This window comes from Pantoea sp. CTOTU49201, from assembly GCF_032054795.1.
In the GTDB taxonomy this organism is placed as follows: domain Bacteria; phylum Pseudomonadota; class Gammaproteobacteria; order Enterobacterales; family Enterobacteriaceae; genus Pantoea; species Pantoea symbiotica.
Window position 1 is genome coordinate 1 of sequence record NZ_DAMBSA010000096.1, and the last position, 11355, is coordinate 11355.

Sequence of the window (11355 nt, forward strand, 5' to 3'; positions counted from 1 at the left end):
CATCCTGATCGGCAAACACGTACAGCAAACCGCCGCGCGCGCGTACCTCTTCAATATTGGATTTCAGCTTCTCCAGCAGTTCGTTGTTCGGCGCGACCACGATCACCGGCATATCGGCATCAATCAGCGCCAGCGGGCCGTGCTTCAGCTCGCCCGCCGCATAGGCTTCGGCGTGGATGTAGGAGATCTCTTTCAGCTTCAGCGCGCCTTCCATAGCGATCGGATACTGATCGCCACGGCCAAGGAACAGCGCATGATGTTTATCCGAGAAACCTTCAGCCAGGTTTTCGATCACTTTGTCCTGCGCCAGCATCTGCTCGATGCGGCTCGGCAAGGCCTGCAGCGCGTGCACAATCTCGTGCTCGGTTTCGGCTTTCATGCCGTGCAGACGACCCAGTTTCGCCACCAGCATCAGCAATACCGCCAGCTGTGTGGTGAAGGCTTTGGTCGAGGCAACGCCAATTTCGGTACCGGCTTTGGTCATCAGCGCCAAATCTGACTCACGCACCAGTGATGAACCGGCCACGTTACAGATCGCCAGCGAACCGAGATAACCCAGCTCTTTCGACAGGCGCAGCGCCGCCAGCGTATCGGCAGTTTCACCCGATTGTGACAGCGTGATCAGCAGACTATTTTTACGCACCGCAGATTTGCGATAACGGAATTCCGAAGCGATTTCCACATCACAAGGCAGATTAGCCAGCGACTCAAACCAGTAACGCGAAACCATGCCGGAGTTGTATGACGTACCGCAGGCGATGATCTGAATATGCTCGACCTGGCTCAGCAGCTTCTCAGCTTCCGGGCCCAGCTCGCTAAGATCGACTTCGCCGTGATTGAAACGACCGGTGATGGTGTTTTTGATCGCGTTCGGCTGCTCGTAAATCTCTTTTTGCATGTAGTGACGATAGATGCCTTTGTCGCCGGCATCGTACTGCGCAGTCGATTCGATTTCGGCGCGCTTAGCCGTTTTACCATCACGATCGATAATGGTGACTTCGCGGCGGGTGATCTCGGCAATATCGCCCTCTTCCAGATAGATGAAGCGACGCGTCACCGGCAGCAGTGCCAGCTGATCGGAAGCAATAAAGTTTTCACCCACGCCACGGCCAATCACCAGCGGGCTACCGGAACGCGCCGCCACCAGCAGCGAAGGATCGCGGCTGTCCATGATCACCATGCCATACGCACCGCGCAGCTGCGGAATGACGCGCAGCACCACTTCACGCAGCGTGCCGCCCTGCTTCTGCTCCCAATGCACCAGATGCGCCACCACTTCGGTGTCGGTTTCTGAGGCAAAGTGATAGCCGCGCTCAAGCAACTGCGCGCGCAGCGGCTCATGGTTTTCAATGATGCCGTTGTGCACGATGATGATGTGCTCAGAAACGTGCGGATGCGCATTGGCCTCCGACGGTTCACCGTGGGTCGCCCAGCGCGTGTGTGCGATACCGGTGCCGCCAATCAGCGGCTGCTGCTCTGCGGCTTCCGCCAGGTTCTGCACTTTGCCCAGACGACGCAGGCGCGTCATATGGCCCTGACGATCGACAACGGCTAATCCCGCTGAGTCATAACCGCGATACTCAAGACGACGCAAACCTTCCAGCAGAATTTCTGCGATGTCACGCTGCGCTACTGCACCAACAATTCCACACATAGTAATTTCCTGACTTCATGGCTTTCGGCCATTGCGTTGTCATCTGACCTGATTTCCCCGAGCCTTGTAGAGAGTGGGGATATTTTTTTATGGCACTGCAAACAGGCCGATCGTTGTCGGCCTTTAAAATTTATTTTTTCTTAACAGGACGCTGCCAGCCCGATTTTTGATTCTGCTCTTTACGGTTGTAGACCAGATCCGCGGCTAACACATCTTTCATTATCGTGGTGCCTGCGGCGATGGTCGCTCCGCTCGCCACGCTGACCGGCGCCACCAGTTGGGTATCCGAACCGATAAACACGTTGTCACCAATGATGGTTTTGAATTTGTTGGCGCCGTCATAATTGCAGGTAATAGTACCCGCGCCGATATTCACGCCTGCGCCAATTTCCGCATCGCCGAGATAAGAGAGATGACCGGCTTTCGAGCCTTTGCCGAGCGTGGCTTTCTTCATTTCCACGAAGTTGCCAACGTGCGCTTCTTCCGCCAGCTCGCTGCCCGGACGCAGACGCGCAAAAGGTCCAACCGTACAGGCGGCGGCTAGGGTGGCATCTTCGATCACCGAATAGGGACTGATTTCGCAGTCGTCAGCAATCACGCTATTTTTGATGATGCAACCCGCACCGATTTTGACGCGGTTGCCGAGCGTAACCTTGCCTTCGATGATCACGTTGGTGTCGATCTCCACATCGCGGCCGTGTTGCAGCGAACCGCGCAGATCGAAACGCGCCGGATCGCGCAGCATCACACCCGCCAGCAGCAGCTTTTCTGCCTGCTCGCTTTGATAGACACGCTCAAGCGTTGCCAGCTGCAGGCGGTTGTTGACGCCGTCGGTTTCGCTGATGCGCGCCGGATGCACCGCATTGATCACGCGGCCTTCGTGGTGCGCCATGGCGATGATATCGGTGATATAGAATTCGCCCTGCGCATTGTTGTTATTGAGCTGCGCCAGCCAGCGCTTGAGGTCGCCGCCGTTGGCAATCAGGATGCCGGTGTTAATTTCCTGAATCTTCAGCTGTTCTGGCGAGGCATCTTTCTGCTCGATAATGCCGGTCACCGTGCCGTTTTCACGCACGATACGACCGTAACCGGTTGGGTTATCCAAAACCACGGTGAGTAAACCGATGCCGCCAGCGGGTTTCGCGTCGTGCAGACGTTGCAAGCTGGCCTGCGAAATCAGCGGCACGTCGCCGTACAACATCAGAATATCTTCATCATCGGCAAAAAAAGGTGCAGCCTGCTGCATCGCGTGGCCGGTACCGAGTTGTTCGGCCTGCAGCACCCAGTTGAGTACGTTATGCGCTAACGTCGATTGCAGCAAATCTCCGCCGTGGCCATAAACCAGATGAATCTGCTGAGCGCCCAAACCGGTGGCGGCATCAATAACGTGTTGAACCATCGGTTTACCTGCAAGGGTGTGCAGAACTTTAGGCAGGTCGGAATACATTCGGGTGCCTTTGCCAGCGGCTAAGATCACCACACTCATCGCGTTCGTAGACATAACTATCCTGATTCTCTTCAACTGTCGAAAGTGTAAGGTTTAGCCCTGAGATTACTACATTTTTCTCGGGTCGAAATTAGCGGGGTTGGGGAAAGCAGATTGAGGTCTGCTGGTGGTCGCCATGAATGGCGTAGGATGGGTTTTGGGCAAAAAAAATGCCAACCCAAAGGGCTGGCATTTCGTGACGCATAAAGCCTGATTACATCGCTTTTTTGGTCAGCTCGATGACACGCAGTTTCGCGATGGCTTTCGCCAGTTCCGCAGAAGCCTGAGCATAGTCCACGTCGCCGTGGCTGCTGTTCATGTGCTCTTCTGCTTTACGTTTCGCTTCCAGCGCGCGCGCTTCGTCAAGGTCTTCACCGCGAATCGCGGTGTCGGCCAGAACGGTGGTGCTGCCAGGCTGAACTTCCAGCACGCCGCCAGAGAGGTAAATAAACTCCTCTTCGCCGTGCTGTTTCACGATGTGAATCATACCAGGCTTGATGGCTGTCAGCAGCGGGGCGTGGCCAGGACGAATCCCTAACTCACCTTCGCTACCTGACACCTGGATACGCTCGACCAGACCGGAGAACATTTGTTGCTCCGCGCTGACCACGTCCAGATGATAAGTCATAGCCATACCATTCCTCCTGGGAAACCTAAATTACAGTTTCTTCGCTTTTTCTACGGCTTCTTCGATAGCGCCGACCATGTAGAACGCCTGCTCTGGCAGGTGGTCGAATTCGCCTTCCATGATGCCTTTGAAGCCACGGATGGTGTCTTTCAGGGTCACGTACTTACCTGGAGAACCGGTGAAGACTTCAGCAACGAAGAACGGCTGAGACAGGAAGCGCTGAATCTTACGCGCACGTGCCACCAACAGTTTGTCTTCTTCAGACAGCTCGTCCATACCAAGGATGGCGATGATGTCTTTCAGTTCCTGGTAACGCTGCAGCAGAGACTGCACGCCACGCGCAACGTCATAGTGCTCCTGACCCACGATCAGTGGATCCAGCTGACGGCTGGTTGAATCCAGCGGGTCAACGGCTGGGTAGATACCCAGAGAGGCGATCTGACGGCTCAGCGTAACGGTTGAGTCTAAGTGAGCAAAGGTGGTTGCTGGTGACGGGTCAGTCAAGTCATCCGCAGGAACGTAAACGGCCTGTACAGAGGTGATTGAACCGGTCTTCGTGGAGGTAATACGCTCCTGCAACACACCCATCTCTTCTGCCAGCGTTGGCTGATAACCTACCGCAGATGGCATACGACCCAGCAGTGCTGATACTTCAGTACCGGCCAGGGTGTAACGATAGATGTTGTCGATGAACAGCAGAACGTCGCGACCTTCATCACGGAATTTTTCCGCCATGGTCAAGCCGGTCAGTGCTACGCGCAGACGGTTACCCGGCGGCTCGTTCATCTGGCCATACACCAGCGCTACTTTATCGATAACGTTGGAGTCAGTCATTTCGTGGTAGAAGTCGTTACCCTCACGAGTACGCTCACCCACGCCAGCAAATACCGAATAACCTGAGTGCTCAGCCGCGATGTTACGGATCAGCTCCATCATGTTTACGGTTTTACCTACACCCGCACCACCGAACAGACCGACTTTACCGCCCTTAGCGAACGGACACATCAGGTCGATAACCTTGATGCCGGTTTCCAGCAGTTCCTGCGAGTTAGACTGATCTTCATAAGAAGGTGCTGCACGGTGAATAGAGGAAACCTCTACTACAGTGCCGTCGTCATTCTGCAGGTCGCCTTTCATGTCGATTGGCTCACCCAATACGTTCATGATACGGCCGAGGGTTGCTTTACCAACCGGAACCTGGATAGGTTTTTTCAGGTCAGTAACTTCCAGACCGCGCTTCAGGCCGTCAGAAGTACCCATGGCGATGGTACGAACCACGCCACCACCCAGCTGCTGCTGAACTTCCAGCACCAGACGAGCATCACCATTTTTCACCTCGAGAGCGCTGTATACCTGCGGTACCGCGTCCTGAGGGAATTCGACGTCAACTACGGCGCCGATAATCTGGACAATCTTTCCAGCTGCCATCTTGAATCCTCTACCTAATACGAAAATACCCAGCCGCGCTCGCGCGACAGGATATATGCCTGGTTAAACCGCGGAGGCTCCCGAGACGATCTCGGTAAGTTCCTGGGTGATGCTGGCCTGACGAGCTTTGTTGTAAACCAACTGCAGCTCTTTGATCAGGTTTCCGCCGTTATCGGTTGCAGCTTTCATCGCAACCATACGTGCGGCCTGCTCACTGGCCAGGTTTTCCACCACACCCTGATAAACCTGCGATTCGACGTAACGGCGCAGCAGGGTATCCAGCAGCGCTTTCGGATCGGGTTCGTACAGGTAATCCCAGGTCTTCGCCTTCATCTCTTCTTCACCTTCCGCTGGCGGTAACGGCAGCAGTTGGGTAATGGTCGGAGTCTGAGACATGGTGTTATTAAACTTGTTGGCAACGATATACAGCTTGTCGATGCGACCTTCATCGTAGGCCTGCAACATCACTTTTACCGGGCCGATCAAATCAGACAGTGCAGGCTTATCGCCCATACCGGTGACCTGTGCCACGATGTTGCCACCTACAGAGCCGAAGAATGAATTGCCTTTCGAACCGATAACGGCCAGATCGCTCTGTACGCCTTTATCTGCCCAGCCTTTCATATCTGCCAGCAATTTTTTGAACAGGTTAATGTTCAAACCACCACAAAGCCCGCGGTCAGTCGAAACGACCAGGTAGCCGACGCGCTTAACGTCACGCTCATCCAGGTAAGGGTGCTTGTATTCCAGATTACCCAGAGCAAGGTGACCAATCACTTTGCGCATGGTATCTGCATACGGACGGCTGGCCGCCATGCGTTCCTGCGTTTTACGCATTTTGGAGGCGGCGACCATTTCCATCGCTTTGGTGATCTTCTGCGTATTTTTTACGCTTCCGATCTTACTACGTATTTCTTTTGCGCCGGCCATTAGCTTCTCCTCAAAGCCTTGCGGCCTGCCTTTTCAGACAAGCCGCCAGACATTACCAGGACTGGGTTGCTTTAAACGTTTCGAGGAGGCCCTTCAGCTTCTCTTCGATTTCGTTATTGAAGTTACCCGCTTGGTTGATTTCAGCCATCAGCTCAGCGTGATCGCGATCCGCGAACGCCAGCAGAGCGGCTTCGAAGCTGCCGACTTTCGCCAGTTCAACATCGTTCAGATAGCCGCGCTCAGCAGCAAACAGCACCAGACCCTGTTGCGCGACTGACATCGGCGCATACTGTTTCTGTTTCAGCAACTCGGTCACTTTCTGACCATGGCTCAGCTGTTTACGCGTTGCATCGTCCAGATCGGAAGCGAACTGAGAGAACGCAGCCAGTTCACGATACTGTGCCAGCGCGGTACGAATACCACCGGACAGTTTCTTGATGATCTTGGTCTGTGCAGCACCACCAACACGGGATACCGAGATACCCGGGTTAACGGCTGGACGAATACCGGAGTTGAACAGGTTAGATTCCAGGAAGATCTGACCATCAGTAATCGAGATTACGTTGGTCGGAACGAACGCAGAAACGTCACCCGCCTGAGTTTCGATGATTGGCAGTGCGGTCAGAGAACCGGTCTGGCCTTTCACTTCACCATTGGTGAAGCGCTCAACGTAGTCAGCGCTAACGCGTGATGCACGCTCCAGCAGACGAGAGTGGAGATAGAACACGTCGCCAGGGAATGCTTCACGACCTGGTGGACGGCGCAGCAGCAGAGAAATCTGACGGTAAGCAACAGCCTGCTTAGACAGGTCATCGTACACGATCAGTGCATCTTCACCGCGGTCACGGAAGTACTCACCCATCGCACAACCGGCGTACGGTGACAGGTACTGCAGTGCTGCAGATTCAGAAGCAGAAGCGACAACCACGATGGTGTTAGCCAGCGCGCCGTGCTCTTCCAGTTTGCGAACTACGTTAGAAATGGTTGACGCTTTCTGGCCAATCGCAACGTAGACACACTTGATGCCTGAATCGCGCTGGTTGATGATGGCGTCGATTGCCATTGCAGTTTTACCGGTCTGACGGTCACCGATGATCAGCTCACGCTGGCCACGGCCGATTGGAATCATCGCATCGACAGATTTGTAACCGGTCTGAACAGGCTGGTCTACTGACTGACGGTCGATAACGCCCGGTGCAATCACTTCAACTGGCGAGAAGCCGTCGTTTTCGATTGCGCCTTTACCGTCGATCGGTGCACCCAGGGTGTTCACCACACGGCCCAGCAAGCCACGGCCAACTGGAACTTCTAAAATACGACCCGTACATTTTACTTTCATGCCTTCCGCGAGGTCAGCATACGGGCCCATCACTACTGCACCAACCGAGTCACGCTCGAGGTTCAGTGCGATAGCGTAACGGTTGCCCGGCAGGGCAATCATCTCACCCTGCATCACATCGGCCAGGCCGTGTACGCGGATGATACCGTCACTTACAGAAACAATAGTACCTTCGTTGTGAGCTTCACTCACGACATTGAACTGAGCAATGCGCTGCTTGATCAGTTCGCTGATTTCGGTGGAATTCAGTTGCATATGCTCCAGTCCCCTTAAGACTGCAAGACGTCTGCCAGACGATCAAGACGGCCGCGTACGCTGCCATCAATGACCAGGTCACCCGCACGGATAACCACACCTGCCATTACAGACTTATCAATTTTGCAATTCAGCTTAACTTTACGTGACAGACGTTTTTCCATCGCGGCGCTGATTTTAGTCAGCTGACTGTCACTCAGCGTGCTGGCAGAAATCACATCAACTTCGGCTGTCGCTTCATAAGCGTCACGCAGTTGAATGTACTGAGCCAGTACGGCTGGAAGCGCTGTCAAACGTCCGTTTTCGGCCATTACCTTAATCAGGTTCTGGGCGTTTTCATCAAGTTGATCGCCACAAACTGCAATGAAAGAAGCAGATAACGCTTCCGGTGCAAGCGCACCGGAAAGAAGATCTGCGATCTGTTCGTTGCGAGCCACTTCTGCGGCAAACGCCAGCATTGATTGCCAGCGATCGATGCTTTGATGCTCAACAGCAAAGTCAAAAGCTGCTTTGGCGTAGGGGCGAGCTACAGTAATCAGATCAGACATCAGCCCCTCCCTCCTTACAGTTCAGCGACCAGTTTATCAACGATGTCGCTGTTAGCAGCTTCATCCACGGAACGTTCGATGATTTTCTCGGCGCCAGCTAATGCCAGCAACGCGACTTGCTTACGCAGCTCTTCACGGGCACGCGAACGCTCGGCATCAATTTCTGCCTGCGCCTGCGCCACGATGCGGTTACGTTCAGTCTCAGCTTCGGTTTTCGCTTCGTCCAGAATCTGGGCACGGCGTTTGTTCGCCTGCTCGATAATGACCTGAGCGTCTTCTTTCGCTTTTTTCAGCTGGTCGGTCGCATTGGCCTGCGCGAGATCTAAATCTTTCTTCGCGCGCTCAGCAGAAGCAAGGCCTTCAGCAATTTCTTTCTGGCGCTTTTCGATGGCAGCCATAATCGGCGGCCATACGTACTTCATGCAGAACGCGACAAACAGAATGAACGCGATGGCCTGGCCGAGGATTGTTGCATTAATGTTCACAGCACAATGCCTCTTATTAAGTTAACTTGCTCTGCCGCTATCAGAGATAAACGGCAGAATCCGTCCCTCATCACACCAGGTGCCATGAGTGAACAAGGCTACCAGGTTTAAGCGACAGCAAACATCACGTAGAGACCCAGACCTACAGCGATCATCGGGATTGCATCCACCAGACCCATTACAACAAAGAACTGCGTACGCAGCAGAGGGATCAGATCCGGTTGACGCGCGGCGCCTTCCAGGAATTTACCTCCGAGGATGCCGATACCGATCGCAGCACCGATTGCCGCCAGGCCCATCATCACAGCGGCAGCCATGTACAGCAGATCCATATTCAGGTTTTCCATGACAGTCTCCAGTTTGTTTCAGTTAAAAGCTTAAGTGTTGAGATAAAAATCAATGTTCTTCAGATGCCATCGACAGATAGACGATCGTGAGGACCATGAAAATGAAAGCCTGCAGCGAAATGATCAGGATGTGGAAAATGGCCCAAGGCACATTCAACAACCACTGCGACCACCACGGCAGCAAGCCGGCAATCAGGATAAAGATCAACTCACCCGCATACATGTTACCGAACAGTCGCAGACCCAGTGAAACAGGCTTGGACAGCAGGCTAACACCTTCAAGAATCAGGTTAATGGGGATGAAGATCGGGTGATTAAAAGGCTGCAGCGTCAACTCTTTGGTGAAGCCGCCAATGCCTTTCATTTTGATGCTGTAGAACAGAATCAAAATAAATACGCCCAGCGCCATAGACAGCGTGATGTTCACGTCTGCAGACGGCACGACGCGCAGCGCCGGCAGGCCTAAATAGTGCTCGCCGATAAACGGCAGCAAATCGATAGGCAGCAGATCCATGAAGTTCATCAGGAAGACCCAGACGAAAATCGTCAGAGCCAGCGGGGCGATAAGTTTGCTTTTACCGTGGTACATGTCGCGCACGTTGTTATCAACGAAGCCGACAACCAGTTCGATAGCCGCTTGTAATTTCCCTGGAACACCGCTGGTAGCGCTTTTCGCCACTTTACGGAACAACACCAGGAAAATCAGTCCCAGCACCACAGAGAAAAACATGGAATCGATATTTAATACCCAGAACGTCGCGGGAGCGTCGTGCGGATTCACCAACTCGAAAGTACGCAGGTCCAACTGAAGGTTATTCAGGTGGTGACCTATGTATTCTTGCGGAGTAGAGATTTCTCCAGCAGCCATGATGCCTCTTACCCTTTGTTGTTAATTACAGCCGGAGCGACGATCTGCACCACCAGCACCGATAACCACGTGATTGCGAGTGGCCAGAAGACCGCTCCAAACACACCCAACGCCACCGCGAGGAAAATGACGGTTGTGAACACCTTCAACACTTCACCGAGGGCGAAGCTCCAGGCAACACGTCCTTTCGCAGGCGTTTGATCCTGCAGGCGCCAGGCCAAAAACATAAACAACACGTTCGGCAGCCAGGCTGCCACTCCACCCGCGAAGGCGGAGGCGCCCCAGGTAACCTCTTTCAGGGTAAAGAGCGCACCGATGATGACAAAGGTCACCAGCTGAATGATCAGCACGGCCCGGGCTAATTTCACACTGTAAAGAGACACTGACATGACGCTGAACTCTCCTGCCCCGAACGGGGTATGTCGCGTGTCGTATAAGACTGCCTTTACTCATTTGAGTCAAGCAGCAAAAGCCGTGCAAATTATACGGGCGCCACCTGCGATTTCAATCGGTAAGTAGCGAAAAGGTGAACAATTATTTAAATTTCTTTCTGAAGGGCTATTTTTCAAAACATCGTCATTAGGCAATGTCTGACTTAAATGCTGAAAATGCCCGATCGACTTGCTTTTAAAGCGTGCTTTAGATCACATAATAAACAAGGAATGCCTGACTGAATTTGTACCAGTTAAGATTTATACGATTTCTAATTCGACTAAAGCATTTATAAATCAGTGCATTAAATTTATTTATTAGGTGTTGGACTACGATTTTCGAGAAAAACACTCTATTGACATTATGCGCTGCAATAAAAACGCAAAACTGATATTACGCACGCCAATTTATTGCAAAGTTATATTTTCCACAGTGATTATTTGGTTGGGTAAATACACGCAATAAAGTGATCTAAGTGATAATGAAATGTGAAATGTTCGTTAAATGTAACAGAGCTTTTCGGATAATTTCCGTCGGAGATGTTAACTCGCTCGCCCTACCCTGCTAAATAAAAGCTTTTACCTAAAAGTGTTCAATCGCTGCTTTTTCGTTCAGGGAAAAGACTAAGGCAAACGGCATGAACTGGCTCAAATCCATACCGTTTAAAAGGCTATTGGCGAGTAATCACCACCAGATGACGTTCACCATCCAGTTCGGGTACCTGCAGCGGTTGAATTTTCTCTACCCTAAAGCCCGCCGGTAATGCCGAAATCTCATCATCCGGACGCACGCCTTTCAGGGCATAAAAGCGACCTTCAGGGCTCGGCAGATGATGACACCAGTTCAGCATATCCTCCAGTGAAGCAAATGCACGGCTGATAACACCATCGAATGGAGGTTCAGACGGGAACTCTTCAACGCGGCTCTGCACTGGCGTGACGTTAGTAAGTCCTAA

Annotated in this window: 12 protein-coding genes; all 12 read right to left on the minus strand. The window is 52.8% G+C overall.

Translation table 11 applies throughout. The annotated features are described in order from the left end of the window. Positions 1-1654 (minus strand): glutamine--fructose-6-phosphate transaminase (isomerizing) (gene glmS, locus RTY00_RS09235; protein ID WP_312664207.1); only part of this gene is annotated, 1654 nt, incomplete at its 3' end. A 130-nt stretch (positions 1655-1784) separates the two neighbouring features. Then, positions 1785-3155, minus strand: a complete 1371-nt coding sequence (gene glmU, locus RTY00_RS09240; RefSeq protein WP_312664209.1) for a bifunctional UDP-N-acetylglucosamine diphosphorylase/glucosamine-1-phosphate N-acetyltransferase GlmU — start codon at positions 3153-3155, stop codon at positions 1785-1787. A gap of 199 nt (positions 3156-3354) precedes the next feature. Next, complete coding sequence (locus tag RTY00_RS09245; protein WP_008106717.1) at positions 3355-3774, minus strand: F0F1 ATP synthase subunit epsilon; 420 nt, start codon at positions 3772-3774, stop codon at positions 3355-3357. Between the two features lie 24 nt (positions 3775-3798). Continuing rightward, positions 3799-5196, minus strand: coding sequence for a F0F1 ATP synthase subunit beta (gene atpD, locus RTY00_RS09250; RefSeq protein WP_008106718.1), 1398 nt, complete (start codon positions 5194-5196; stop codon positions 3799-3801). A 63-nt stretch (positions 5197-5259) separates the two neighbouring features. Continuing rightward, positions 5260-6126: a F0F1 ATP synthase subunit gamma gene (atpG, locus tag RTY00_RS09255; protein ID WP_007893596.1), complete on the minus strand. Its 867-nt coding sequence runs from the start codon at positions 6124-6126 to the stop codon at positions 5260-5262. 52 nt (positions 6127-6178) lie between these two features. Beyond that, a complete protein-coding gene (gene atpA, locus RTY00_RS09260; protein WP_008106721.1) occupies positions 6179-7720 on the minus strand; it encodes a F0F1 ATP synthase subunit alpha in 1542 nt (513 codons plus the stop codon). A gap of 14 nt (positions 7721-7734) precedes the next feature. Beyond that, complete coding sequence (gene atpH / locus RTY00_RS09265) at positions 7735-8268, minus strand: F0F1 ATP synthase subunit delta (RefSeq protein WP_008106723.1); 534 nt, start codon at positions 8266-8268, stop codon at positions 7735-7737. Positions 8269-8282: 14 nt separating this feature from the next. Then, positions 8283-8753: a F0F1 ATP synthase subunit B gene (gene atpF / locus RTY00_RS09270; protein WP_007893603.1), complete on the minus strand. Its 471-nt coding sequence runs from the start codon at positions 8751-8753 to the stop codon at positions 8283-8285. A gap of 107 nt (positions 8754-8860) precedes the next feature. Continuing rightward, positions 8861-9100 (minus strand): F0F1 ATP synthase subunit C, encoded by a 240-nt coding sequence (atpE, locus tag RTY00_RS09275; protein WP_003849523.1) that lies wholly within the window; start codon positions 9098-9100, stop codon positions 8861-8863. A gap of 49 nt (positions 9101-9149) precedes the next feature. Further along, positions 9150-9968: a F0F1 ATP synthase subunit A gene (atpB, locus tag RTY00_RS09280; RefSeq protein ID WP_007893608.1), complete on the minus strand. Its 819-nt coding sequence runs from the start codon at positions 9966-9968 to the stop codon at positions 9150-9152. Positions 9969-9976: 8 nt separating this feature from the next. Next, a complete protein-coding gene (gene atpI / locus RTY00_RS09285; protein ID WP_008106725.1) occupies positions 9977-10357 on the minus strand; it encodes a F0F1 ATP synthase subunit I in 381 nt (126 codons plus the stop codon). A 713-nt stretch (positions 10358-11070) separates the two neighbouring features. Then, the coding region (locus RTY00_RS09290) for an RsmG family class I SAM-dependent methyltransferase (protein ID WP_312664211.1) at positions 11071-11355 on the minus strand (285 nt) is incomplete at its 5' end.

Coding starts and splice junctions, on each gene's coding strand:
- glmU (WP_312664209.1), bottom strand. CDS start 3,155: ATGTCTACGAACGCGATGAGTGTGGTGATCTTAGCCGCTGGCAAAGGC.
- RTY00_RS09245 (WP_008106717.1), bottom strand. CDS start 3,774: ATGGCTATGACTTATCATCTGGACGTGGTCAGCGCGGAGCAACAAATG.
- atpD (WP_008106718.1), bottom strand. CDS start 5,196: ATGGCAGCTGGAAAGATTGTCCAGATTATCGGCGCCGTAGTTGACGTC.
- atpG (WP_007893596.1), bottom strand. CDS start 6,126: ATGGCCGGCGCAAAAGAAATACGTAGTAAGATCGGAAGCGTAAAAAAT.
- atpA (WP_008106721.1), bottom strand. CDS start 7,720: ATGCAACTGAATTCCACCGAAATCAGCGAACTGATCAAGCAGCGCATT.
- atpH (WP_008106723.1), bottom strand. CDS start 8,268: ATGTCTGATCTGATTACTGTAGCTCGCCCCTACGCCAAAGCAGCTTTT.
- atpE (WP_003849523.1), bottom strand. CDS start 9,100: ATGGAAAACCTGAATATGGATCTGCTGTACATGGCTGCCGCTGTGATG.
- atpB (WP_007893608.1), bottom strand. CDS start 9,968: ATGGCTGCTGGAGAAATCTCTACTCCGCAAGAATACATAGGTCACCAC.
- atpI (WP_008106725.1), bottom strand. CDS start 10,357: ATGTCAGTGTCTCTTTACAGTGTGAAATTAGCCCGGGCCGTGCTGATC.